23 protein-coding genes and 1 pseudogene are annotated in these 26,315 nt (G+C 48.7%); 2 read left to right on the forward strand and 22 right to left on the reverse strand.

Translation table 11 applies throughout. The features are described from left to right. The 5 genes from ACLTD4_RS14610 to ACLTD4_RS14630 all read right to left on the reverse strand — a co-directional run. Positions 1-391, reverse strand: a 391-nt coding sequence (locus tag ACLTD4_RS14610) for a GH25 family lysozyme (RefSeq protein WP_412331391.1), incomplete at its 3' end; no start/stop codon positions are given. A 41-nt stretch (positions 392-432) separates the two neighbouring features. Then, entirely contained in the window at positions 433-1,125 is a 693-nt protein-coding gene (locus ACLTD4_RS14615; protein WP_117634262.1) for a hypothetical protein, read from the reverse strand. 105 nt (positions 1,126-1,230) lie between these two features. After that, a complete protein-coding gene (locus ACLTD4_RS14620) occupies positions 1,231-2,091 on the reverse strand; it encodes a PhzF family phenazine biosynthesis protein (protein WP_117634264.1) in 861 nt (286 codons plus the stop codon). A gap of 295 nt (positions 2,092-2,386) precedes the next feature. Further along, positions 2,387-2,593, reverse strand: a complete 207-nt coding sequence (locus tag ACLTD4_RS14625) for a hypothetical protein (RefSeq protein ID WP_055659632.1) — start codon at positions 2,591-2,593, stop codon at positions 2,387-2,389. A gap of 40 nt (positions 2,594-2,633) precedes the next feature. After that, complete coding sequence (locus tag ACLTD4_RS14630; protein ID WP_117634266.1) at positions 2,634-2,885, reverse strand: TfoX/Sxy family protein; 252 nt, start codon at positions 2,883-2,885, stop codon at positions 2,634-2,636. A 644-nt stretch (positions 2,886-3,529) separates the two neighbouring features. Between ACLTD4_RS14630 and ACLTD4_RS14635 the strand changes: the two genes are divergently transcribed. Next, positions 3,530-4,435, forward strand: coding sequence for an AraC family transcriptional regulator (locus ACLTD4_RS14635; RefSeq protein ID WP_117634268.1), 906 nt, complete (start codon positions 3,530-3,532; stop codon positions 4,433-4,435). 196 nt (positions 4,436-4,631) lie between these two features. Here the strand turns inward: ACLTD4_RS14635 and ACLTD4_RS14640 are convergent, their stop codons facing one another. The 13 genes and pseudogenes from ACLTD4_RS14640 to ACLTD4_RS14700 form a co-directional block, all read right to left on the reverse strand. Next, complete coding sequence (locus ACLTD4_RS14640; protein WP_117634271.1) at positions 4,632-5,693, reverse strand: MerR family transcriptional regulator; 1,062 nt, start codon at positions 5,691-5,693, stop codon at positions 4,632-4,634. A gap of 455 nt (positions 5,694-6,148) precedes the next feature. Beyond that, a pseudogene (glyA, locus tag ACLTD4_RS14645) lies at positions 6,149-7,395 on the reverse strand (serine hydroxymethyltransferase). A 163-nt stretch (positions 7,396-7,558) separates the two neighbouring features. Continuing rightward, positions 7,559-9,028, reverse strand: a complete 1,470-nt coding sequence (locus tag ACLTD4_RS14650; protein WP_117634275.1) for a glycoside hydrolase family 32 protein — start codon at positions 9,026-9,028, stop codon at positions 7,559-7,561. Beyond that, complete coding sequence (locus tag ACLTD4_RS14655) at positions 9,015-10,082, reverse strand: LacI family DNA-binding transcriptional regulator (protein ID WP_070102559.1); 1,068 nt, start codon at positions 10,080-10,082, stop codon at positions 9,015-9,017. The genes ACLTD4_RS14650 and ACLTD4_RS14655 overlap by 14 nt, the downstream gene beginning before the upstream one ends. Before the next feature lie 24 nt (positions 10,083-10,106). After that, the gene (locus ACLTD4_RS14660; protein WP_117634276.1) at positions 10,107-12,584 is read right to left on the reverse strand and encodes a GH116 family glycosyl-hydrolase; all 2,478 of its coding nucleotides are present in this window, start codon (positions 12,582-12,584) and stop codon (positions 10,107-10,109) included. 19 nt (positions 12,585-12,603) lie between these two features. Next, the gene (locus tag ACLTD4_RS14665) at positions 12,604-13,488 is read right to left on the reverse strand and encodes a carbohydrate ABC transporter permease (RefSeq protein ID WP_055659617.1); all 885 of its coding nucleotides are present in this window, start codon (positions 13,486-13,488) and stop codon (positions 12,604-12,606) included. Then, positions 13,481-14,392, reverse strand: coding sequence for a carbohydrate ABC transporter permease (locus ACLTD4_RS14670; RefSeq protein WP_117634278.1), 912 nt, complete (start codon positions 14,390-14,392; stop codon positions 13,481-13,483). The genes ACLTD4_RS14665 and ACLTD4_RS14670 overlap by 8 nt, the downstream gene beginning before the upstream one ends. 34 nt (positions 14,393-14,426) lie before the next feature. Next, entirely contained in the window at positions 14,427-15,776 is a 1,350-nt protein-coding gene (locus ACLTD4_RS14675; RefSeq protein WP_117634280.1) for an ABC transporter substrate-binding protein, read from the reverse strand. Between the two features lie 195 nt (positions 15,777-15,971). After that, on the reverse strand, positions 15,972-16,277 hold the full coding sequence (locus ACLTD4_RS14680) for a GNAT family N-acetyltransferase (protein ID WP_270466885.1): 306 nt from the start codon (positions 16,275-16,277) through the stop codon (positions 15,972-15,974). Positions 16,278-16,409: 132 nt separating this feature from the next. Further along, positions 16,410-17,549, reverse strand: coding sequence for a Gfo/Idh/MocA family protein (locus ACLTD4_RS14685; RefSeq protein WP_117634282.1), 1,140 nt, complete (start codon positions 17,547-17,549; stop codon positions 16,410-16,412). A gap of 15 nt (positions 17,550-17,564) precedes the next feature. Then, positions 17,565-19,277, reverse strand: coding sequence for a single-stranded-DNA-specific exonuclease RecJ (gene recJ, locus ACLTD4_RS14690; protein ID WP_117634284.1), 1,713 nt, complete (start codon positions 19,275-19,277; stop codon positions 17,565-17,567). Further along, a complete protein-coding gene (locus ACLTD4_RS14695; protein ID WP_117634286.1) occupies positions 19,228-20,418 on the reverse strand; it encodes an MCP four helix bundle domain-containing protein in 1,191 nt (396 codons plus the stop codon). Before ACLTD4_RS14695 ends, recJ begins: the two co-directional genes overlap by 50 nt. Next, positions 20,384-21,151 carry a SprT family zinc-dependent metalloprotease gene (locus ACLTD4_RS14700; RefSeq protein WP_321013872.1) on the reverse strand — a complete coding sequence of 256 codons (768 nt, stop codon included), beginning with the start codon at positions 21,149-21,151 and terminating at the stop codon, positions 20,384-20,386. The genes ACLTD4_RS14695 and ACLTD4_RS14700 overlap by 35 nt, the downstream gene beginning before the upstream one ends. 192 nt (positions 21,152-21,343) lie before the next feature. Here ACLTD4_RS14700 and ACLTD4_RS14705 point away from each other — a divergent pair, with 192 nt between their 5' ends. After that, positions 21,344-22,240 (forward strand): tocopherol cyclase family protein, encoded by an 897-nt coding sequence (locus ACLTD4_RS14705; protein WP_055659605.1) that lies wholly within the window; start codon positions 21,344-21,346, stop codon positions 22,238-22,240. Between the two features lie 35 nt (positions 22,241-22,275). Here ACLTD4_RS14705 and ACLTD4_RS14710 read toward each other — a convergent pair whose 3' ends face one another. The 4 genes from ACLTD4_RS14710 to ACLTD4_RS14725 form a co-directional block, all read right to left on the reverse strand. After that, a complete protein-coding gene (locus ACLTD4_RS14710; RefSeq protein ID WP_117634288.1) occupies positions 22,276-23,121 on the reverse strand; it encodes a serine hydrolase in 846 nt (281 codons plus the stop codon). 129 nt (positions 23,122-23,250) lie between these two features. After that, entirely contained in the window at positions 23,251-24,186 is a 936-nt protein-coding gene (locus ACLTD4_RS14715; protein WP_412331392.1) for a C40 family peptidase, read from the reverse strand. A gap of 130 nt (positions 24,187-24,316) precedes the next feature. Then, positions 24,317-25,252, reverse strand: coding sequence for an ATP-binding cassette domain-containing protein (locus ACLTD4_RS14720; RefSeq protein ID WP_117634290.1), 936 nt, complete (start codon positions 25,250-25,252; stop codon positions 24,317-24,319). Beyond that, positions 25,252-26,301 (reverse strand): ABC transporter ATP-binding protein, encoded by a 1,050-nt coding sequence (locus ACLTD4_RS14725; RefSeq protein WP_055659601.1) that lies wholly within the window; start codon positions 26,299-26,301, stop codon positions 25,252-25,254. The genes ACLTD4_RS14720 and ACLTD4_RS14725 overlap by 1 nt, the downstream gene beginning before the upstream one ends. Positions 26,302-26,315 lie beyond the last annotated feature (14 nt).

The following is a 26,315-nucleotide window of genomic DNA, read 5'->3' on the forward strand; positions in this document are numbered from 1 at the left end:
GCCGGAAGGCTGGTACTGTCTCTGTAAAATGCTTCAGCTGGCTCTCTCCCGGGCTGTCAAAGCTGAAAAAATGGTATGCCCCGATCCTGAGTCCCGTGTCCTTCGCCGCTTCCCAGTTCTCCGCAAACTTCTCATCCGTATGAGAGCTTCCCTCTGTCGCCTTTATGTATGCAAAATCCAGATCCTGCGCCGCCAGAACCGGCCAGTCGATGGTCCCCTGATAGTGGGAGACATCCACACCGCGTACCGGATACCGCTTCTTTGAAGGATTATTTAACTGAATCAGGCCGCAATAGACCGCATACCCATAGAACGCGCACAGGACGGCCGCCATCACGCAGAACACGCCGGCTGCTATTATCCGTTTTCTTCCTCTTCTGCTCTTATCCATTCCTGCCCTCCTCTGCCGCTGTCACTGAAAACAGGCTGTTGTCAACGGGAATGGACCGCTTTCGCCATTCGGAACTTAAGGCCTGTCTCCCTGTTCACTCTGTCTGCCATAGCTGCTGATGCATATAAATACAATGGCGCCTCATGGCTGTTATCCAGGTAAAAACGTTGTTCTCCGCCGCCCTGCCGGTCCAGAATCCGGTTTAAAAATCCCGCCATCCCGGTATCCATCCAGTCGCGGTTTTTTCTGGCCTTCCATTGATAAACACGGTCATGAAAACGGAAGCTTACCGCATAACGTTCCTCCCCGCTGATCTCCTCAAACGGCAGCCCGGATATCGCCTTCAGACCATTTAATATCTTTCCGTAGGAATCCCACTGATAGATACACTCCCGGTCCCCGGTCGAGTAGACGCAGTTCAGCGCCTTCCTGCTCCCGGCCAGTATACAGAATCCATAGTATGGGTGACTGGCAAGATACTCATTTTCCGAAGGCGTAAGACCGAGAATAAATTCCTGTTCCATTTCAGCCGGAGTAATGGAGATCCCCGCTTCCCTCAGTACCCGTATCTGCTCCAGTTTCGGAACACATCCGCTTCCCTCCACTCCCATCATATCTTCAACCGCCGCCACGGCGCGCCGTTTTACAATCTGCACACAGACGGCCAGAGCCACCGCGACAGCCAGTAAAATCAGGAGACAGCTCATTATCGTACCGATGAAACCTGCTGCCATATCCGCTTCACTTCCTTTCCCGGGCGTACCTGCATTCCCGTAACTATTTTTGATAAATGCCGCGGCACGACAGCAGCATTTTTACCCGAGGAACCAGGTGTTCTCTCAATCCATGATGATCGTTTTCATCGTTTCCACATTCCCATACCCGCCTGCGAAAACACCGGAAACAGTATTGCCGCTGCTATGCACATGAACATATATTTCGGAAATGCGATTCAAGCAATGTCCCTGTTCAAAGATATACCGACTCCGTTTCTGTTCGTATTTATGCAGATAACAGGCCAGCGCACAGTTGGAGGTTCCGGTGGCGGATTCCTCATCAATACCATACAGAGGCGCGAAATTTCTGCATATTGCGGTTAAATTTCCCTCTCCCGTAAGAGAAAATGCATGAATCCCGACGCAGTCCCTTTCCTGACTGAGTTTCGCAATAACGGCGAAATCAGGAACCATGTTTTCCAATACCGTCGGCGACTCAATCGGAACTATGATATCTTTTAGACCAGTCGATACCATTTGAACAGGCAGATTTCCTATACCGGAGCCAGCTTTTAAACCGAAACATGGTTCGACCTCTGCCCTGTTCAGTGTCTCGTAAAATTGCGGAGTATTCTGCTGCATGAATATTGCCCCGTCATCCTCCACATTTATGCTCAATATTCCAGACCTTGTCTCAATCGTATACCCGGATTTTTTCAGTCTGTTTAAATAATTTAACACGACAAACGATGCAATTGTCGCATGGCCGCACAGGGGAACCTCTCCCGCCGGTGTAAAATATTCCAGACTATAATCCGCCTGTTCCGACTGAGAAAGAAAGGCAGTCTCGGAATATCCTAACTGATACGCTATCTTTGTTTTTTCTTCTTTGCTCAAAACAGGGCACTGCAAAACTACACCGGCTCTATTTCCGCCCATATTGTTTTTACTAAATGCGCTTGCTACGCAGACATCGATCAACATAGGAATTCCTTTCGCTGTAACAACGGTATTTTGCTGTTGGACACGCTGTCCTTATGAATAAGGATCATTTATGAAAACGGATCATTTATGAAAGCCGATAAAATATGAAAACAGCAAGCCATCTCCGGCCTGCTGATCAGTCCTGCCATACCACATTCCGCCTGGTTTTGCCGCTTAACAGAGATACGTTCGACTCCGGCTGGAAAACCGTTACACTCATTATCTGCATTTTTTTCATTTGAATTCTCCCGTTTTTCACAAGCCGCAATTTACCTGGAACCTGACCGTTATGGAATCAGTCTGTTTTTTCAAAAATGACGGTCTGCTCTTTCATCGATATTTTACCGACCTGCCAGCCATACTCTGTCAACTCTTTTTTATAGTTCAAAAAAGAATGGTCTAATGGTATTCCAACTATATCCGCTATCTCATCAAACGTTAATTTCAAAGACTTGCATTCCTTTTCCCGTACATATTCCCACAATGCCTGATATTTGCTCATTTCGTATTACTCCTTTCCGCCCCTCTGAAGCTGCCGTTTATTAAAAACCGTCGCTAAACGCCTTTAGATCTCTTTTGACTTCATCGGGCAATTGATTATACCCCAGATCATCAATCGCTCCCTGAAGCGTATATAAATGGACTAAACAGACATTTGGGTAACGCAATTTCAAACGCAGAAAAGCTTCTTTGCTTCCTGTCTGCCTTAACTCCTCAGCCGAACAAATATCGACAGCTTTCAACTTCTCTTCCATTGTTTTTCCAATATTTCGCATGGAAGTCAATTCTGCCATAGAATACCTCCTGATCTTTGTCGTTTATTTTCACCTGACCGGTCAACAGGCGATGCTTATATTCCTGTAACTCGTAACTTACCGAGACAAAAAACGATGACCGGTTTTATAAAATCCTGCATAAAGTCTAAAACAGTACTTTTGACCATTATAGTTCCATTTTACAGTAATCACTGCTATTTTACTACCACGTTTGTTACGAAAATTTATTTTGTGAATCTGTATGCGGCGCTGACCTTAAAAATACAGGTACCTGCTGGACCACACAAATGACGTATCTGTGGCAGTCTATAATTGTAAGACAAAGTTTAGTGACTGATAAATACTTCCCATGTTTCTTTAAATCCCAAATTGCCCCCATCCCATTTAACATCATTATTGTACCATCCCTTTCATTGCCTTTTAAGAGACTTATTAAATAAAGGCATTATACTACAACCGGCCAATGTCAACAAGGCAAAAGTAAACTCGGAGACAGCAATTATGCAGTTAATTAAGCCAATGGTACCGCTGACACCAGGAAGCGGTGTCTGAAAAAGCCGGATTTCTGAAATCAACATACAAAAAGAGCATTGTGTGATAAGCTAATGTTAAATTATCCGGTTAGAATATCATTAAAGAAAACAAAGGAGGGATATCAAATCGTGCATGCATGGGAAGCAATTCAAAAGTCCGTTGATTATATAGAAAACCATTTAACGGAAGACATACCCATTGATAAACTTGCGGAGACTGCCAGCTTATCACCATTCTATTTCCAGCGTTTATTTTCACGCTTAGTTAAAAAGCCCGTCTGCGAATATATAAAGTTACGCAAATTGGCACAGGCAGCAGATGATTTGAAAACCAAAAACACCCGCATAATTGATACTGCAGTGAACTACGGTTTTTCCAGTCATGCTAACTTTACAAGGGCCTTCAAAGAAGTTTATGGTATTACACCAGACGAATATCGAACGTCAGACGTACATCTAAACCAATTTGTAAAACCTGAACTGATCTTAAATTACGTAATGGTTGACGAAAATGTTCCACTGGTTACAGATGGTATTGTTCTGGAAGTCACACGCAGACAACTGGCCACACCGCGAATATTTATTGGGATTGAAAAAGAAATACCGATTAAAGAATTGATGGGAGGAACTGAAACGAGCATTTCATATGCTGCAAAGCTATGGAACGAATTTCACGAAATAAAACCGAAAATACCTCATCTCATCGAACATGGAAATGAATTTGGCGCTCTTTATATCGGAAATGCGAAAGAGGGATACTGTACCTATATGGCAGGCGCCGAAGTCGAATATGGAACTGCTGCAGAGGGATATTCTACCTTCGAACTACCTGCTGCAGAGTATATTGTATGCGGATTTGAAGCTGAAAGCTTTGAGGAGTTGACAAATTCTGCCGTTTATAAAGCACAGACATTCATGGAAAGGTGGATGAAAAAACACAAGCTGGCCGCAACCGATTTTGCAGGGGAAATGTATTACCCCACGGATGGCTGTGCGTATTTGGAACATTGGATAAGACCAGTTACAACGGATTAGTAACATCGCCCTCGTCGATGAACTATTTTTCTTTCCGGATTTGCTGAAAATTACCGCTGATATTGACAATGGTAACGAGAATTCAAAAATGCATTACTGTCATGCAGTTCAAATCTTATTTTTACATTACAATGCGGCGCCGTATAACCGATTTTCTACTTCTGCGGTGCCGCATTGATTCCGTTCTCTGCTTCGTCTAATCCCCAGCCCTTCTATCCCCGGTCACAATCCAAATTAACGGATCCACCTGTACATGCCTGGCATCGAATCCCAACGTTTCTAACACGCCTTCCAGCCGGTCCACATATGCGAAATATTCATCCTCCAGATCCTCCCGTTCCGCGTCAGAACAGTTTTCCGCAAATATCTTCCTTGCCTCTTCATCTGCAAACATCAGATCCGCAATCACAATACGCCCCGCCGGTTTCAGAATCCGGGCCATCTCCTTGACCGCCAGGATTTTCTCCTCCTCATTGCAATGATGGAACGCATAGGATGACACCACGGTATCCACACTCCCGGAATCCATGGGAAGCTGCAGAAACGTTCCCAATTTCACCTTCAGCTTGGGGAACTTCTTTTTAGTCTCCTTGAGCATATTCACCGACTGGTCGATTCCGGTAATTTCACAATCAGAAAGCCGCCGTCCAGCCAGTTCTCCCGTACCGACCCCAATTTCCGCCATGATGCCTCCGTGCTCCCGAGCCAGCCGCGCCGTCTCATTTAGGACCGTTTCATAATTCTCATAAAATGCAAGCCCGTTCACACCACGCCTCACCATCTCATCGTAATGAACCGCAGAGCTGTCGAAGTCCCACCGGTCCTCCCACTCCGCCATCCCCGCAAGCAGTGCCGCAGTTTTCTCCAACTCCTCCATGGCACTTGCCGGTATGGCCGCATTGAAACTGGAACCTCCATCTTCCGTTCCATTTATCTCTCCCAGCATCCCGTCGATGCAGCCCGCCAGGGAATCCCGGATCAGGCTCATGGAATGAACATGACGGTTTAAAATATCATACTGCTGAAAAAATAAATCCACCGGACTTTCCTCCTGCCCGAGCAGTTTTAAAATCATTTCAATGGAAAATCCCATCCTTCGGTACAGCAGAATAATCTGAATCCTGGCGACATCATCCATCGTATACAGCCGATAACCATTTTCATCCCTGTGCGGTGCAAGAGCCCCCTTCTTTTCATAAAAACGCAGGGCGTTCGGATTGACATGCAGCATTTTAGCCGCCTCATTGATTTTAAGCATCTTCTCTCCTCCTAAACATACCGTTTTCCCGGTGATAACGTAAGTATAGAGCTTCGCCCAGGGTGAATGTCAAGCGGGTATTTTTCACCATATTCATTATTGGGGCACTGTCCTGCACTTTCTTTACAATGGGGTCAATGGAGTCATTGAAGTCATTGAAGTCATTGAAGTCACTGCCGTGATCTGCATAAAATTACAACTGTTTTTATTTTAACTCATGCCTGCTATGAAAAAGCCAAAAGCGATAAAATAAAATGAAATAATATAAAAATAAAAAAACAGCAGACCGAAACCGCACAGTCTCCCATTCCAGGGGAACCGCACGACTCCGGCCTGCCTCTATCTCATTTACTGCTATTTTTATTTACTGCTGTCTCATTTACTGCAATCTCATTACCGTGTCGCATTCTATCCTTATCTGCGATTTACTCTACGATTTTCTATTATTTACTGAATTATTCGTAGATCGGATACTTCGTACAGATTTTCGTCACTTCAGCTCTGATGTAGTCGGCCTTGTTCTCAAAATCAGTCGCAGCCAGCCAGATGCATTCTGCGATCTTTTCCATATCCTCTTCCTTTAATCCTCTGGAAGTTACGGCCGGAGTTCCTACACGAACGCCGGAGGTCACGAACGGGCTTCTCGGATCATTCGGAACCGCATTCTTATTTAGTGTAAGATAAACCTCGTCACAACGGTTCTGAAGCTCCTTACCGGTTACTTCCATACCGCGTAAGTCGATTAACATCAGATGATTATCCGTGCCGCCGGTCAGAATGTTGAAGCCCTGCTTCACAAAAGCCGCAGCCAGAGCTTTGGCGTTTTTCACTACCTGCTCCTGATACTCTCTGAATTCCGGCTTCAGCGCCTCACCGAAGCACACTGCCTTGCCAGCGATTACATGCTCTAAAGGACCGCCCTGGGTACCCGGGAAAATAGCTTTGTTGAAATTGAATTTCTCAGCAGCTTCCTTATTCGCCAGAATCATACCGCCTCTCGGTCCGCGAAGCGTCTTGTGGGTCGTCGTTGTCACGACATCCGCGTACGGGATTGGACTTGGATGGAGCCCTGCTGCCACTAATCCGGCGATATGAGCCATGTCTACATTAAGTAAGCGCCTACCTTATCGGCAACCTCACGGAATCTTTTGAAATCAATGGTTCTTCCGTAAGCACTTGCGCCTGCAATGATCAGTTTCGGTTTGTTTTCAACAGCGATCCGCTCCATCTCGTCGTAATCGATGAATCCCTCGTCATTGACACCGTAAGGAACAATATTAAAATAAAGACCGGAAAAGTTGACTGGACTTCCATGTGTTAAATGGCCGCCGTGGTTCAGATTCATGCCCATCACGGTATCGCCCGGCTGCACCATGGCTACAAATGCCGCCATGTTAGCCTGTGCTCCTGAATGTGGCTGTACGTTGGCATAATCACAGCCAAACAGCTTCCTGGCACGCTCGATGGCAATATTCTCCACGATGTCCACGTCCTCGCAGCCGCCGTAATAACGCTTTCCAGGATATCCTTCTGCATACTTGTTGGTGAGAACGGTTCCCATCGCCATCATAACCGGCTCAGAAACGATGTTTTCCGACGCGATCAGCTCTAAGTTTCTTCTCTGGCGCGCGCATTCCAGCTCAATAGCCTCGCCCACTTCCTTGTCATAGCTGGTGATAAACTTCATTACTTCATTGACCATGTCCACTTTCCCTCTCTTTTCCCTTTCAATTTAACAGTTGCACAAAGACGCTGGCAGAGGGACTCTTCCCTGCACCAGCGCCTCTTACCGTTGTGGTTGATTATAATGCATTTTTAATAAGACTGTCAAGTTCTTTCCGGAGTCTTAACAATCTTAGCTCCCCCTAATCCCAGATCCCATGAAACGATATTACCTCCAGGCGTTCAAGCGCTGCAGTTTTATACGGTGTTCTTATAAAACAGCCTGTCTGTTCCTTATCCGGATATACATTAGTCGTCATACAGCAACGCCCCTCATCCGTAATCACCTCCACGGAACTGTGATCGACCAGTATTCTCATCTCAAACACCGGACGTGATGTATTAAAAGGCGCATGGATGCGTCCCACATCCCACGGTCCCATACGGCTCTTATCAATCGTAACGACTCCCGCTACAAAGTCCGCATCAATCATCAGCACATGCTCACCGTCATCGAACAGCCCGATCTCAATGGACTGTGATTCGATGTTCTTGATACTTACGCGCACCGCCACTTCAAAACAAAAGGGGTCTCCCGGATAGAGATATCGTTTTCTCCCAGTCAGTTCGCACCGTTCTGCAACGGTCCGGTCCCTTTGTATGGTATCCAGAGAGATCGGCGCTGCACAGATACTCCCCTCCGAATCCAATGTAATTCTCCTTGGAAGTGCCAGAACACACCGCCAGCCTTCTTTTCCTGATGGCCCCTGCCCTGTACACCATGGCATCCAGTCCCAGCCATTCTGCCAGGCCATCATAATGCGTTTTCCGAATTGATCCAGACAGGACTGTGCTGCATAATAATCAGAACCATAATCCAGACATCCGATTTTCTCCACTTCATAACGACATGTTTCAAAATCCATGGTTCCCACACAGTAAAGCGCCTTATTTCCTCCCGGGTGATACATAGGCGAACAGGTAACGATCCATTTTCCATCCAGTTCAAACATGTCTGGACACTCAAACATGGTGCCAAGCCTGCCGTCAGATGCGAGCACTGTACCGGCAAACTTCCATTTTAAAAGATCCTCGGATCGGTAGAAATAGATTCTTCCATCTCCCCCGCCTCCGTCCCCGCAGGCGGAACCGCCTACCACCATGTTCCAGCCTCCTTCAGCAAAAAAAACTTTGGGATCCCTGAAATCTTCGGAATTGCCTTCCGGCGGCTCTGTAATTACAGGATTTAAATGATACTTATGAAAAATAACCCCATCATCAGAATAGGCCATACACTGTGTCTGAACAGCCCTGCCGCCTCGTTTTACCGCCCCTGTGTAAAAGAGCCACAGTCTTCCATCCTTCTCTACTGCACTGCCCGAAAAGCAGCCTCCTTCCGGATCGTCGTCATACGGCTGGTCTGGTTTCAATGCAGGGGGCAAATCTTTCCAGTGCAGAAAATCCCTGCTCACGGCATGTCCCCAGTGCATAGGGCCCCATTCGCAACCAGCCGGATTGTATTGATAAAATAAATGATACCAGCCTTTGTAATAAATAAGCCCATTCGGATCATTCAGCCATCCTGACGGCGCCGTAAAATGATACGCCGGACGCCAGAACTCTTTCTTCTCCCCCTTAAACCGTTCAGAGGGAAGTAACTCATCCTCTATCATCAAATTCCTCCTCACCGATGCTGCGGACGGAACTGCGGATAATCAGCTTGGGACTGATTAAAATCTGCTCCGCATCAAACGGGTACTGGTGGCGGAATAAGTAGCTCACCGCCTGGTCACCCATCTCGTAATGGGGCAGCTCAATAGTCGTTAAAAAAGGTACCAGGAATTCTGCGATAACCGTCTGATTATCATAACCAATCACCGATAAATCCTCCGGTATTTTGAGTCCCAGCGCATTAGCAGCGGAATACACGCCCATCGCCATTCTGTCATTATAACACATGACAGCAGTCGGACGGTCCGCAGACGATAAAATATCCGTTGCCGCCTCAAACACATCATGGCCTGTTATGGTAATCGGAATAATCGCAGCAGTTTCTGACGAAACTCCATGATCTTCAAACGCCGCTTTAAATCCCCGTTCTCTTAACAAAGTGGCTGGCAGTCTCTCGCCATTCCTCGTCTCCCTCTTCTCGTTGCTTAAGTAGACAACATTCCTGTGACCACATTCAATCAGGTAGGAGGCCGCCTGATATGCGCCTGAATAATCATCAGGCAGAATGGCCGGATACCGGTTTTCAGAGTCGAAGCAGTTAACCAGTACGGTCGGAATATCCTTTAAATTTGACGGAAGTTCGATTCTCCTGTGATACATGGATGCATAAAGGATGCTGTCCACCCGGTATCCAATCATCATATCGACCGATTTTTCCACCAGCCGCCCCTCATTCTCCAGGGCCGCAAGCATCAGTATCTTATTTTTTCCCAGGGCACGTTCCTGGGCACCCTTTACAATTGCACCAGCAAAGTTCGTCGTGATCAGCTCATCTGTCAGCATGCCTATGATTCCGCTGCCTGTACTGTTTAACGCACTGGCCAGCTTGTTCACACGATATCCCAGTTCACTGCTGGCCTGGAATATCCGGTCCCTGGTAGCCTCCGGTATGTTATCCCCCGCTTTCCCCCGAAGCACAAGAGAAACTGTGGACTGTGAAACTCCTGCTAACCTGGCGACATCCGTCATAGTAGGCAATTTTCTATTGGCACCCATTTTAACCCTCACATTCTATTGTTCTTATCTTTCTAATATTCTAACACCGTCCAGACTTCCGTACAATACTTGAATACCAGATTTTACCACACCATCCTCACCAATGGATTGTTCATAAGTCCCCCAGGCTTTTCCATTAATCCAGAAGGATTTAAAGTGATTCTTGTTGATTACCGGCTTAAACGACATGGTCTTCTCCGTCATATCACACTCATAACCGGACAGAGCCGGAATCAGAGAAAAGCTGGACATTGGGCGTATATAGTGATGGCCTGCCTCAGTCTCACTCCAGGGGCATCTCTTATATCCGTCATACCTGTCACGGACTGCCCTTATAATGGTAAACGCTTCCTCCAGCATCCCCTCCTTTATCATACATACTGCCACCTGATATTCAACGCCGGTCCACACTTCATCACAGTAAGCGAACGGGAATCTCGGACGGCCGCCTTTTGGCCAGGAGCAGAGAACCAGCCCAGCCTCATCATTCAGCGCATAGGTTCGCTGAACATTAGGGACCTCTTCCATGCAGTCACGGAAATTATAGCGGTAAATGGATTCCAGCGTCTTTTTTACATGATCTTTCGGAAGCACGTATCCCAGCCCCGCGGCATGTGCCATGAACTGTCCCAGAAGCTGGTCCGTAAGGCACCCGGTACCGTACTGGTAACGATAAGCATCCACATCATCAAGCATCTGCACGTAATATTCTCCGTTAAACAGCATTTCATCCACCAGCGGTTCTGCCTTCTCATACAAAGCACGATATTTTTCCGCCTCTTCTGTCTTTCCCAGATGTTCTGCCATGAATGCAACACCTTTGACAGCTGCCAGATAAATGGTATTTGTCATCGTATTCGGACCATAGAACTCGATGTCATAGGTCACATGCATTTTTCCGTCGAGAACGCAGTCTCCATCCGTATCCCACTCATGGATCGCATATTCAAGTGCTTTTATCATTGACTCCCATATTTCTTTCAGGAAATCATCGTCTCCAGTATACTTCCACTCACGATACACCCGTAAAACAGAGCCAAACTGCCCATCACATGCGGGTATCATATCCCAACGGCTCTCCCCGAGAACCTTTCTTGCTCTAAATGGCATACCGCCATCGTCATCCAGTTCCTTCTTAAATTCTACATTACGCATGGTAATTTCAAGATCCGGGAACAGGGCCGCCACAGCTGTAGCATAGTTCCACACATGGTTTACATTACCCTGACCACAGCCTACATAGTCTCTGATCCCTTCCCAGCCCAAGAACTCTCCCGTCTCAATCCGGAAGCAGCAATGGCTCTTCATTGACATGATATTGGCGGCCACTGCATCGATCACATAAACTGGAATCGTAGTATCAAACAGTGCCTCTTCAAATGCTCGGGAAGGCTTTTCCAGCTCGTCCATCTTCCCGGCTACGTACTCCGTTACATTCCATGCATCGGTAAATCTTGTGGCGTAATAATTGCGTATCGTATCATATCCGCCATCTCTGTATCGCTCTAAATCCTCATCGTATTCGATCCAGCCCTTTGGACGGTTGGGAAAATACCAGGAAATCACGAATTCAAACGTCTTCTCCTCGTTTGGCCCAACCATTTCCATACTTCCGACAGAGCTGATGCGTTCCTTGAGATTTAAGAAGCTGAAATCGTAATGGGAAAGAAGATCACATCCTTTTGACTCAATTGTTTCCATATCGTCCAGAACTCCGTCCTCAGTAAAATCATCCCAGAAGTCCTGCGCATTATCCGTCCATTGGCCGTGCAGCCACTGTTTCTTATAAGTATTCTTCGCTCTCACAGATGCAATGGACATGCTTCCAAATTTCATGTCCGTTTCTTTTAAGTGCTTTGCAGTATAATACCAGCCTTTGATTTCTCCATTTTCACGATATTCATTCTGTACTTCATCAACCAGCTTAACATTATTAAATACATCGTAGCCCTGAAATCCGACCACATTAGCCATGGTGCCCACTACGGATACTTCTACCGCCCTATCGGTTGGATTCTTCACGTGATAACGGATAATTGCTGTTGGAATTCCGGAATCATCGGAATTAAGCGGTATGAATGGTGTAAATGCCTCCATTTTTACCTCGACCGGCACCTTGCTGTCCTCCAGATCAATATATACGAAGGGCTGCTTCCCTACCATTTTAGAAGATTCAAAACGAGGGATTCCTGCCAGTTCCCCATTTAAAAATCCGTGAGATTTATAGTACGGCGGACATATCTTAGATTCCAGAATCCTGCTGACCGGTTCCTTTCCCTCCTCCCTGGTACGGATTGCAAAAAATGAAAATGGAACGAATTGTCCCTTTCCCGGCCAGTTAAATATTTCCCAATCCCTAAGCTCCCCTCTGGCCCCCACGGAAATATTGCCCGTTCCGATTCCGCCCAAAAGAAATTTAGCAACTCCGGCATCCCCATTGTAGGAGATCTCCCCGCCGGTCTTGAATAAATCTGTCTTTGAATGCAGCATTTCTCTGTTCATCTCTTAAATACTCCTCCTCTTATCCCTTCACTCCCACATGCGTCATGCTCTGTACAATCCATTTCTGTCCCAGAATAAATACGAACAGGACCGGCAGCACCGCGAGACAAACTGCGGCAAATACAACATTATCACCTGTGGAAAACGGTTGTTTGATTGATAGAATTCCTACGGGCAGCGTCAGCTTTTCCGTAGAGTTGATCATAATAAATGTAGTAAAATAATCATTCCAGGCAAATGTAAAAACTATAATTGCCAGGGACGCCAGCGTCGATTTTGCCATTGGCAGCATGATGGAAAAAAAAGTTCTTATAATGCCTGCCCCATCGATCGTAGCCGCCTCTTCCATTTCAGCCGGCACCGTCATAAAAAACTGTCTCATCATAAATATTCCAAATGCACCCGCAAATCCCGGGCACATGGCTCCAAAAACAGAAGGCAGTGTCACGGCAGCCGCCGTGTTGATAACCCCCAGCAAATTCATGATCTTAAATAAAGGGACTATCGTCACCTGTACCGGTACCATCATACCCACCAGCATCAGCCCAAACATCACATTCTTTCCTTTAAAGGAGAGACGGGCATAGGCATAGCCTGCCAGCGCACCATGGCATACCATTCCAGCAGTGATGATTGTGCTAATTTTCAGACTGTTCCGCATAAAAGTAAAAAATGGGATCTGCCCCGAACATAATTTGTCAAAATACTTCATATTCCACTCGCCGAGGGCAGGCGGAAGCCATTTGGGCGGCAGTGCCGTCGCATCACTGAATGTCCGCAGCGACGCTGAGAACACCCACAAAAACGGGGCAATCATAATCATGGCCACAAGGATCATACCAATGGCCAGAAGAATCTGTCCGGGACGTACTCTTTTTCCTTTTATTCTAATTATCTTAGTCATAATGTACCCACCACCTGCTTCCCGCGAATTGAATCATTGTAATGATCCCGATCAAAATCAGAAGGATCATGGACAGAGCCGAAGCTATTCCATAATCGAATGAGGTAAACGCCTTTTCCGCAATAAGCATAACAAGACTTCTGCTGGAATCTCCCGGCCCGCCGTTTGTCAGAACATATACCGATTCGTAAATACGCAGCGCACCCGTCACATTCATAACCAGCACAAAGAAAATGGTCGGAGACGCGAGGGGAAGAGTCATCTTTAAGAACTTCTGCACAGGACCAGCCCCATCGATACCCGCTGCCTCTAAAAGGCCTCTGTCGATATTCTGGAGTCCTGCCAGAATAAGCAGCATGGACATCCCACAGTTCTTCCATACGTCAAGGATCAGAACAGAAAACTTTGCCATGCTCTTGTCACTGAGCCAACCGATTTTACTGACTCCAATCTTTCCCAGATAATAATTAATCACCCCGGCATCCGTCTGAAAAAAATACTGCCAGATAATTGCTACAAAGACCAGTCCGATTAAGGAAGGAAAAAAATAGATGGATCGGAAGAATACCGTGACTTTTCCCGGAAGCTTATTGTCCACAGCTATCGCTAAAAGAAGCCCCACCGCTGTGTTGCCTACCGTTGCGAAGATTGCATACCACAAAGTATTCCCCAGTGTGGTCACAGATCTTGGATCCTGTAAAATATGCAGATAATTCTTTACCCCGTTCCATGTGCTGGCCCCGGTAAATACATTGTATTTTTGAAATGAAATGATAAGGGCCCAGAATACCGGAATCAGAACAAAGGCTATGAATCCAAGGAAGGATGGCAGGGTAAATAAATACCCTGTCAAAGCCTCTTTTTTCTTTCTTCGGTTACCTGGTCTTCGTTTTATTCCTGCCATCGCTTCCTCCAATCTAGTGTTTCGCCGAACTGTCCTACTTGTTTGCAATCGTCGTCTCCACCTCTGACTGCGCCTGATTCATGGCATCTTCTACACTCATGGAACCTGAGAATACATTTTCCAGTCCACGAAGCATCGCCTGTTCGATATCACCAAAGAATACGGGAGCCGCAACCGGTGAAGCTATCGTAACTGCTTTCCAAAGCCCAAGAATGTTATCCGGTACGGTTCCCATGATTGCCGTGTCACAAGCCAGCTTCTCTGTCGGTGGTATCTGCTGTCCGCCCGCCGCTACTGCAGTTAACGTCTCGTCTGCCACCATTTCCTTCAGCAGTTCGACAGCCAGTTCTTTCTCCTTTGTCATGGAACCGATACACCATGCGGAACCTCCATATACACTGCCCTCTTCCGTCTTCTTCGGCCACTGCACACAGTCAAAATTCTTCATTCCTGCATCCTGCCATGTATTTAGTACCCATCTGCCAGCACCTACCATAGCCAACTGACCGGAAGAGAACATCGTATAAACATCAGAGCTGATCGGATCCGGCGTTACCTTTTTATCTACCATAGATTTTAAGAATGTAATGGATTCCAGCATAGACGGCGAATTTAATGTTGGTTTCTCATAGTCCTCGCTGACCGGATATGCACTGTTTGTAGCCCACCACGGTGTCAGCTGAAAATAAGAACTGGATAATCCGTATCCATATACGGTCTTTCCATTTTCTTCATATGTAAGCTTTTCAGCCGTCTCCAGAAATTCATCCCAGGTCCAGCCTTCCTTCGGGTACTCGACGCCTTTTTCATCAAAAATATCCTTGTTATAGTACATAACCATGGTCTGTGTTCCACTTGGAAGCCCATAAAGCGTCCCACCCTCGCTGAAGCCTTCCAGCAGCGACTCCGCATACTGTTCTTTCTTACTCTGTAATTCTGCATCCCCTGCTGCAATGTCATCGAGCGGAAGCAGTAAATCATTGGCAACCGCCATCTTCGCACCTTCCAGTCCCAGATTAATCACATCCGGCGCCTCCCCCGAGGTGCTCATGGTAATCCACTTCTGGATAAAGTCGGACCAGGAATCAACTGGAACACATGTCTGTTCAACCTCCACGCCCGGATGCTTCTCCTTAAATCTGCCAATCGCATCATTGGCGATAGCTTCCTCCTCCGTATTTCCCCAGTTCAACATCCGGAGTGTCACCGTCTTTTCTTCTTCCCCCGCGGAAGATTCCTTTGAAACCTCGCCAGACGTCTGCGCCTCCTTCTGGCTGCTTACCGTAGCTGGATCTGCCGCCTTTTGCGGGCTGCAGCCTGCTGCCTGGAGTACCATGAACGCGCCGAGTGCCAGTGCCGTAAACCGTTTCCATTCTTTTTTCATTTTACCTTCTCCTTTTTTCTTAAAGTTAGTAATTCGAATTAGTAATACGTATTACTAACTTTAAATTAACACATTGCCAGACCTTTGTCAAGAGTAATTCCTCCACTAAAGGCGAATTTTTCAAAAAAAAGGAACGCTGTTTTCACAGCATTCCTTTCCTAATCAGATCCCCTGGAAACAAACCGTCCCAAAGCTCTATAGTTCAATCCAATATCTCTGCGTAATCTTGCCTAGATACGGGACTTCATTTTCCAATACCGCTCCGTTTTTCTTCATAGTGGCGATCGAAGCCGTTTTATCGCTGTCGACTGTCAAAAGTACTCTGTCCAATCCTATCTTTTTCGCCTCCTTCAGAGCCAGCCGCAGCATTTCAGCTGCATATCCCTTCTGCCGCTCTGATTTGCGGACGCAATAGCCAATATGTCCTAAATAACGGTACATTTCTTCAGTTAAATCATATCTGACATTAATCATACCAACGATTCTTCCTCTGAAGTCCATAATCTCGTGCTGATACTGCTCAGAAGGCTGTATCAGACAGATATTTGACTAAGTGAGTAAGTTGTTCTGTTCCATTCTCATCCTCCATTAGAAAAACAGATCAAATTCCCTTCGCATTTAAGCCTGAACACTTCATCTATCAAGACAGGACAGCAATTTCTGTTCGTCCCGGACCTTCTCCTCCAGCATTACCGCATACTTCTCATCATCGATCGGGAACTCAACCCGCTGTTCCTGCCAGGACGAGAGGTACGCGCCATTCGCAATCATCAGTACGCGGAGCCCATCCTCTCCCGTTGCAAGCAGCGGTTCTCCTTTTAACAAATGATCCGTAAAATTCTGGAAGATCTTCTGATATCCTTCAACGCCATTTTTCTCCACTGCAATCTCCCTTGCATAGTGCTCCGGCATTCCATAGATATCCTGATTCAGACGGTTAAATTCATCCGTAGACATCACATTTTCGTCAAATATAATCCGGCTGCTGTCCTCGATGCACAGCCTTCCCTTTGTTCCCCAGATTTCCAGACGGTTGACTCCCGGATACTCCCCGCTGGAAGCAATAAAGGTTCCGTGGAGCCCGTTGTCATAGAAGAACTGGATATCTAAACTGTCGTCTACCGTGATATCACTGTATTTCCCACATTCCACCGTAGCCAGAACCTGATCCGGCATGCCGAGAAGCCACTGCCACACATCGAGGAAATGCTGGCTCTGATTGATCAGCAGACCGCCGTGTTCTCCCTCCCATGTGCTGCGCCAGGACGCGGAATTGTGATAGGCCGGAGTACGGAACCAGATATTGGATATCCACACAGCGCGGTTAAGCCGCCCCAGTTCTCCGCGCTCGATCATCTCCTTGGCACGGAAAAATACGCGGTTCATCCTCGTATTAAAGATCATTCCCAGACAGACTCCCGCGCGGGCCGCCGCATTTATGAGTCCCTTCACTTCCTTCGTCGATATCCCGGCCGGCTTATCCAGCAGGATATGCTTTCCCGCCGCGGCCGCCATCTTTCCGATCTCGACATGGGTAGCGTGAGGTGTCACGACAACTACAGCATCAAATTCGTCTCCGCATGCGAACATCGCCTCCACATTCGGATAGACAGATGCCCCCGGGTAGACTGTCCTGATCTCATTCTGCCCCTTTTCATTTCGGCAGCAAACTCCGGCGAGTACCATGCCGTCGATTTCACCGTCATAAATCATCTGTACGTACTGGCGGCCCATACCGCCGAATCCAACCACTGCGGCTCTGATTTTCTCCATCGTCCTGCTCCTTCGTCAAACCGGTATTTTATAATTTTTGATTATAATCTGTAAAGTCCTGCTGCCATTGTATACATTAACCGTCGGATAATAAATCACATCGATTACCCGGCTTCTGCCGAGTTCCTCCAAAAATGCGTCGCCGTCTGTAAACAGCATGGCGTCGATCGGAACGCCCTTATCGTCAGCCAGGGAAAACTTCACCGCGTTCCGGTTCTTTCCCAGCACCCGCACGCTTCTGATATGAAGCCCTTTCAGTGCAAACAGCGGCTTTTCATTGCCCTGTCCAAATGGTTCCAATAGCTCCAGTTCTTCAATAAGAGGCTCATTTATGTAATCGAGAGGCATGGGAACATCGATCCAGATCTTGCGGACAAAGTCATCCTCTGTAAGTTCCGCCTCCTCATTCAGCCTGCGGCGGAATTCATCGATATTTTCTTTTTCAAGTGAGAGCCCTGCGGCCATGGGATGGCCTCCGAATTTAAGCAGGAGATCCTTTACCTTCACCAGCCCTTCGAACATATGATACTGCTCGATCGACCGCCCTGATCCCTTCGCACATTCCTCTCCATCCGTCAATACAAAGGCCGGTTTCTGATACTGCTCCCGCAAACGCCCTGCAATGATTCCCGCCAGCGATTCATGGCAGGAAGGCAGATACGCCACCAGAACCTTATCGTCACGATAGCACTCCTCCACCTGTGCAATGGCTTCCTCGGTCCCCTGCTTCGTCATATCTTTTCTCTGGTCATTTAACTCCTTCAGTTCCATGGCCAGCCGGTCCGCCTCTTCCCCGTCCTCACACAGCAGAAGCGACAAAGCCAGCTTGGCTGTCTGAAGACGTCCGCCTGCATTTAAACAGGGACCGATGACAAATCCGATATGATATGCGGTAATCTGGTCTTTATCCAGGTCATTCCGCTCGATCAGCTTTAAAAGACCAATACTCTTTGTATTTGCAATTCTTTTTAATCCTTCTTTGACAATGATACGGTTTTCATCCCGCAGCTTCATCACATCGCCCACCGTGGCAATCGCTGCAAATTCCAGCATGGACAGCCATTCCTCCTCCGAAACGGAAAATGCCTCGTAGAGGGCCTTTACAAGCTTATAAGCGACCATTCCGCCGCATATCTCCGGGTATGGATAGCTGCACTCACTCTGTTTTGGATTGACCACCGCGTCCGCGGGCGGAAGCAGATCATGGCCATCCTCCTGCATGATATCGTGATGGTCCGTGATCAGCACGGTAAGTCCCAGTTCCTTCGCCAGGCTGATCTGCGCCACAGCGGCGATTCCATTGTCACATGTCAGGATCGTATCGACTCCGTCCTCAGCCGCGGCGCGGATAATGGATTCATTGATTCCATAGCCATCCCTGATCCGGTCCGGAATCTCATAATCCACGTTAGCCCCGATTCTCGTGAGCGCCCGGTAAAGCAGGTACGTAGAGCAGACGCCGTCTATATCGTAATCCCCGACAATCCGGATCCGTTTTCCCTGCTCCGTCTTCTCCTTCAGGATCTCTACTGCAAGATCCATGTCCTTTAACAGATGAGGGCTGTACAGATCCTTTAATGATCCCCGGAGATACTTCTCTACCGCCTCCTCTCCCACAATATCCCTGTTCCGGATAATCCTCGCCGTTACAGGTGTAATATGATGGATTCTTGCCATCTCATGAAAGTCTGCCTTCTTCGTCTGAAGCATCCATCGTTCTGCTGCCATCCTTCTTCGTCTCCTCACCAGCCTGTTCTCGATCAGGCGTTGTATTTTCTCCCGCCGACTGCATCTCTTCCGCCAGCTTCTTCTCTTCCGCCAGCTTCTTCTCTTCTGCCAGCTTCGCTTCTTCCGCCAGCTTCTTCTCCGCGATTATCTCCGCGGCGACCCGATCCTCCAGCCGCTTTTTCAGTTCTTCCTTTTTCTGCTTCGCTATATCCAGTCTGCTCATCAGGCTGGCAATGGAATACAGAATAGGTGCAAAATCCCCTCTGTAAGCCTGTTCACAGGTAGACTTCACCTCGAAATTCTCACTTCCGATCTCGCGGAAAAGGTATTTCTCATCGTCAATAATGTTCTTCAGCCGCTCAATCAGCTGATTCACGGAATCCGTCAGAATTCCGATCTCATCCTCAGAATCGTAGGGAAGGTACACATCCAGGTCACCGTTGGAGACCCTTCTGGTCCCCTCCACGATCGCCTTTACCGGCTTATCGATAGCAATAATAATATAGATGACAAGCATCGTGATCATCAGCGCAATCAGGCAGATGGACACGATCTTCACCCTGGCCAGCCTGGCGTAAAGCTGATCGCCCCGGACACTGGCCGCCTCGGCTCCAAGACGGTTAAACTCCGCCATCTTTAAAAAGTTGCCGCTTGCCTCATCAAATAAGAGCCTGGACTCTCCGATGATCATCTTCAGTGATTCCTCGTTATCATTGCCCCGGCTGATCGGAAGAAGCCGGTCGCTGTATTCCAAGTACCGGTCCCAGTAGGCTCTGGCGTTTTCCATCAGCTCCCGGTCCGTTTCGTCCGTAATATAATTCTGCTCATACTCCGTAAAAGCCGCGTCGATCTCATCACGGACCGCCATCATCTCTTTTTCCAGATGATCCATGGTCTCCTGGTCGTGGGTAATGGCATGGTAAAATTCCTTGATCCTGTAATCCGAGGTCTCGGTATTCAGTTCCTCCGCGATGATAATCGCCGGAACCCAGGACTGGGAAATCTCCGTGCTGGCCTGGTTAATCTGTCTCGCCGTGATAATGGACTCCGCGCCGATAAACACGAGTCCCAGAATGCTGACTCCTCCCAGAAACAAAAGCTTCGTTTTAATCCTGATATTTCTGATTGATTTCACTTTCATAACCCTTAAGTCTTCTCCTTCTTTGCCGGTAATCCGGCAGTTCTCTCTCAACGACTTTCCAGAAGTCCTTTGAATGATTCATCTCTGTGCGATGAGCCAGTTCGTGCACCACAACGTAATCCGCCAGCTCCACGGGCAGAAGCACCAGCTTCCAGTTATAGTTAATATTACCGCGGGCACTGCAGCTTCCCCATCTGGTGGCCTGATCCCGAATGGCGATTCGCAGATACGACACCCCCATCCGATCCGCCCACCACGCGGTTCTCTCCTCCAGAAAACGCCTCGCCTGCTTCCGGTACCAGTTTTCCATGGCCGCCTTCACAAGCGGCTCGTCATCCTCCTGCCCCGTAAAGGGGCCGGATACCAGAAATTTATCGCCGGTATCGCATACCCGGAACCGTTCCGTCTCATAGTCCCGCTCAAAATGGAGTTTTCTGGGGCTTCCATGAAAGAGCAGTAAAGCCCCCTCCGTCCAGTGAAACTGTTCCCGTTTCTCCATTTCTTCCCTGATCCTGGAAGCATGCGCAAAGATCCATTCCTGATTCCGCTGCGCAAATTCATGGCCGGCCTTCCACGATAGCCGATCCGGTATCCGCACAACAATCTCTCCCTCCCTGGTAACGGAGACCGCCATCGTGCGCCTGGCGGATTTCACTATCCTGTAAGGGAAAAAATCCCCATCTTCACAGATGAGTATCCCTTGATCAGGCAGCGCCTGTTTTTCAGTTTTCATTTATTTTCACATTCTTTTCTATCATGCTTCAGCCTTGCTTTTACCTTCAGTACACGCCGCATTCTCACGGCCTGTATGTCACATTATAGCGGATAATGTCAAAAGAAACAAGTGTGAATGTTTCCGCAGCACCTGGACAGACTATAAATGGTACTATCTGCTAAAAAACAAAAAAATACGGAGGTTCTCCTCATGAAATATTTTCACGGCTATCAGAAAAAACACTCTTTCTTTGAAGGCTGGTACTTAAAACATCAGTCGCCGGACGGCGTACTCGCCCTGATTCCGGCATACCATATTGACAGGCAGGGAAAGCCATCCGCCTCCCTCCAGATTATCACCAATACCGAGTCGTGGGTTATCCCCTGCTCTGCCGACCAGTTCCGGGCGGCCTCAAGTCTATTTTATGTAAACCTCGGTACATCCACCTTCGCGGAACAGGGCATCCATCTGGATATTGCCACAAAAGAGGTGACACTGACCGGTCACCTCTCCTATGGGCCATTTACACCGCCCAGCTACGATATTATGGGGCCTTTCTGCGCCGTTCCGTTCATGCAGTGCCGCCACGGAGTCTTAAGTCTCTCCCACCGCCTGTCCGGCCAGCTGGTCTTAAACAGGAAAAAGCTGAACTTTGACGGCGGTCTCGGCTACATCGAAAAAGACTGGGGCCGTTCCTTTCCCTCCCGTTACGTATGGACCCAGTGTACCTGGACCGATAAGAAGACGAAAGCCCCCTGCTGCGTCATGCTTTCCGTGGCCGATATTCCCTTTGCCGGAACACATTTTAACGGTTCTGTCGGTTCGGTTTTGTTCCGCGGAAAGGAATACCGCCTCGCCACCTACAAAGGGCTTAAAATCCTGGAATTCACCGACCGCGAGCTCCTGGTCAGCCAGGGCGGCCTGATGCTTCACGTCAACCTGATCAAGGACCAGCCCCTGTCTCTGGCCGCGCCCTCGTTCGGAAGCATGAGCCGCACCATAAAAGAGAGCGCGGCCTGCCAGGTCCGCTACCAGTTCTTCTACCAGGAAAAAAAGATATTTGACATCCTGTGTCACCATGCAGGCTTTGAATCCCAGATCATGTGACACATAACTGACAAAAAGCAATTTTAAGACACGCACTACATCTGAAAACGGCCTTCCAGCGCGATGAACTGATCAAACAGCATCCGGCTGACTCTGGCACCGAACACCGTCGCCGGATGCGCCGGATAATACATGGCGTCGCTGAACTTCTTATTGAACATCACCAGCACATACGGACCGTACGGGGTGTATATGATGCCGCCGTCATTTCGGCAGGCGTTCATGCTGCCGCTCTTGGAGGCCACATTTACCATCACATCATCCGTATTGTCACTGTCCATGTAAACAGCCGGAAAATCCTTTGTGATCATGCTGTTGTAGTGCTGCTTCTTAAAAATCTCCAGCATCTTCGCGTCCGCTTCAGGGCTTATCAAAGTCCCCGCTGCCAGCCTCGTAAAAATGCTGGCGTAATCCCTGGGAGTCGATGTTCCCAGCTTATCATACCGCTCAAAATGAAGCGGATTGTGCAGCACCGTGTCCCTGCATCCCAGTCCGCGGATACACGCATTGATCGTATCCAGCCCCAGATAGTCGATCATCATGTTCGTCGCCACATTGTCGCTGACAATAATCATCAGGGTGGCTGCGTCCTTCACCCGGAGCACAGCCCCCGGCTCCAGCGCACACATTACTCCGCTGCCGTCAACCGCGTGTTCCTCTTTAAATTCCACCATATCCTCTAAGCTGGCTTTTCCCTTTTCCACCTGATCAAACAGACACGCCAGAATATACGTCTTTATGGTGCTGGCCGTCTCAAACGGCTCATCCGCGCCGATGGCAATAACATTTCCATGAAAATCGTCGGCGTAGATACCCATTGTCCCATCATAACTCATGAGCTCCGCCTCAATCCGTCTCTCTATCGTCAGTCTCTTATCCATTCTCTTTCTCCTCTTCCGTCTCTGCGCCGCAGATCAGTGCTGCGCCGCTTATCCGCCCCGAAACCGATTCGCTCCCGAAACTATCCACTCCCGAAACCGATTCGCTCCCGAAACGGCATGGTTCCTCTGTCAGAAAATACTTCCCACCGCATACAGGCTCTCTGCCAGATCGGCTCTGAAATCCGCATCCTCCGGGTTCAGGCTGTTGATCACCACTCCGCCGCTTCCCGCCTTTCCGGTGGAATGAATATACTTTCCATCTCCCATATACATGGCGATGTGTCCTGGGAAATACAGCAGATCTCCCATTTTTTTCTCACCCACTGCGATCTCGCGGACCGGATACCCCTCCACGATTTTCGCATCCCGGTAGGTCAGAATTCCATTCATCATATAACTTACCGAGGTAAGCCCGGAACAGTCGATCCCGGCGGTGGAACGGCCGCCCCACCGGTATTGAATCCCCAGATACCTCTTTGCCGTCTCCACTACAGCGCGGCGAAATGCATCTTTATCCACAATTTTCTTCTGCGGAAGCACCTCTGTCCACAATCCAGCCTGCGAAAACTCCTTGTTTTCCAGAAACTGCTCCCTGATGTATCCGAAACGGCCGTCTGCCAGCTTCACCTTCCCCCAGCCTTCTATGCCGCATTCATACGGTATCACACTCACCAGAGCGCCCCGGAACAGGCTGACAAGCCTTACTCCCTGTACTTTTGGCACGGAAACCACATCGACGCAGAAAGCGGTGGTCACCATAAGACCGCCTTCCTCCCACGCCATCATTTCCTCTAAAGAGACAAGCCGCACCGCTTCTTTCCGAACATAGCCCGTATAACCGTAAAACGTGCGCACCGGCAGAAATCCCTGCCCGGCAGCCTCCCTCCCGGTAATCTCTGTCCCGGTGGCCTCCGCCCCGGTGACCTCCGCCCCGGTAATCGCAAGCCCCGTTCCATACATCGCCTCATCCGCAATAGCGGACAGCGTCATTCCATCCTTAACCATAGTCTCCGCCGGAATCTCATAAATAGTTGCAACCGGCTGTATCACAATTCCATACTGCATCGTTCCATCTCCTGTTCCGGACTCCTGGATTTTCCTGAACCACAGGAAAGGCAGCGCCAAAGCGCCGCCTTCCTGCTGCCTCTTTCCTCATTCCATATGGTCCTTTTCCATGATTTCCGCGAAGTGCGGACTATCTGTCCCGGTATAGCTTCTTATACGCCTCATACTCGCTGCTGTTAGCCAGCACATAATGTTCCGGCCTTACCTCCCGCCAGGAAGGCGGATCCGCCTCATAGTGATGCATGGAGGCGTCATAGACCAGAAGCTTCTTCTCCCTCTCATGCCGCGGATCCGGCATGGGGATCGCTGACAGCAGCGCCCTTGTATATGGATGAATGGCGTGGGTAATCAGTTCCTCCGTCTCCGCCATCTCCACGATCTCCCCTTTTCTGATGACCGCGATTCTGTCGGTGATAAAACGCATAACCGACAGATCGTGTGCGATAAACAGATAGGTGATCCCGCGCTTCTTCTGCATATCCGCCAGAAGGTTTAACACCTGCGCCCGAACCGACACGTCCAGCGCGGAGATCGGTTCATCCGCGATGATAAACTCCGGATTCATAATGAGTGCCCTGGCAATACCGATTCTCTGCCGCTGTCCTCCCGAAAACTCGTGAGGGAAACGGCTGGCAAATTCCGGCAGCAGCCCCACATCCAGGAGGGCCTGGTCCACCCGCTTCTTCCGTTCCTTCTCGCCGATCCCTTTCTCGATGTTCATCAGACCTTCGCTGATGATGTAATCCACCTTGGCCCGCTCATTCAGCGAAGCCTGAGGATCCTGAAAGATCATCTGGATCTCCCCCATTACCTTTCGGTCCAGTTCTCCGCTGATCCTGCCGTTGATCTTCTCGCCTTTATAGATGATCTCCCCGCCCGACGATGGGATAATTCTCATGATTGCCCGGCCGATGGTCGTTTTTCCGGAACCGGATTCTCCCACCAGTCCGAAGGTCTCTCCCTTGTAGATCTTGAAATTGACCTTCTTTACCGCCTCATACCGCTTCCTCCGCTCGCCGAACGTGACGTCTAACTCCTTTACATCCAATAATACTTCTCTCTCCATTAAAACAGACCTCCGTTTCGGATTTTTTCTACCACGGAAGGCGGGTCCACCTTCGGAGCCCGTTTATCGAGCAGCCAGGTTTTAGCCTTATGGGTCGGAGATACGAAAAAATACGGAGGCCGTTTGATAAAATCGATCTTTAGCGCCTGGGGATTTCTCGGCGCAAACGCGTCCCCCTTTATCTCCGTAAATAAGTTGGGCGGTGTCCCGGGAATCGAGAATAGATCCGTCCCCTTCACGCCCACCTGCGGAAGCGACGAGAGCAGCGCCCACGTATACGGGTGTCTCGCATCGTAGAAAATGTCCTCGCCCGTCCCGATCTCGATAATATCTCCCGCATACATCACAGCCACGCGGTCCGCGATATTGGCGACCACGCCCAAATCGTGAGTAATCAGGATGACGGATAAATGGTATTTGTGGCGCAATTCCTTGATCAGATCGAGTATCTGTGCCTGGATCGTCACGTCCAGCGCCGTTGTCGGCTCGTCACAGATTAAAATCTGCGGGTTGCAGGCAATGGCGATGGCGATCACCACACGCTGCCGCATGCCGCCGGAAAACTCATGGGGATACTGGCCGAACCGTTTCTCAGGCTCACTGATTCCCACATCCGTCAGGTATTGCAGCGTTCTGGCCTTCGCCTCGGTGCGGTTTACATTCTGATGGAGCAGTACCGCCTCCATAATCTGCACACCGATCGTCTTTAACGGGCTTAAGCTGGTCATGGGGTCCTGCATGATCATGGCAATCTCATGGCCCCGGATCTTCAGCCATTCCTTTTCCTTCTTTAAGGCTGTCAGTTCCACCGGCTCTTTATTGTCCGCACCGTAATACGTGGCCGTCCCCGCCGTCACATGGCCGTTCTGGTCCAGAAGTCCCATGAAGGACTTGGTAAACACGGATTTTCCGCTTCCCGACTCGCCCACAATGGCCAGAATCTCTCCTCTATGTAAATCCATGGAAATTCCTCTGATTGCATGCAGAGTCTTTCCCCTCAGTTCAAATTTAATCTCTAAATCTTCTACCGTCAGTATCTTCTCTGGCATTCCTTTCCTCCTTC

This window comes from Hungatella sp. (assembly GCF_046966825.1).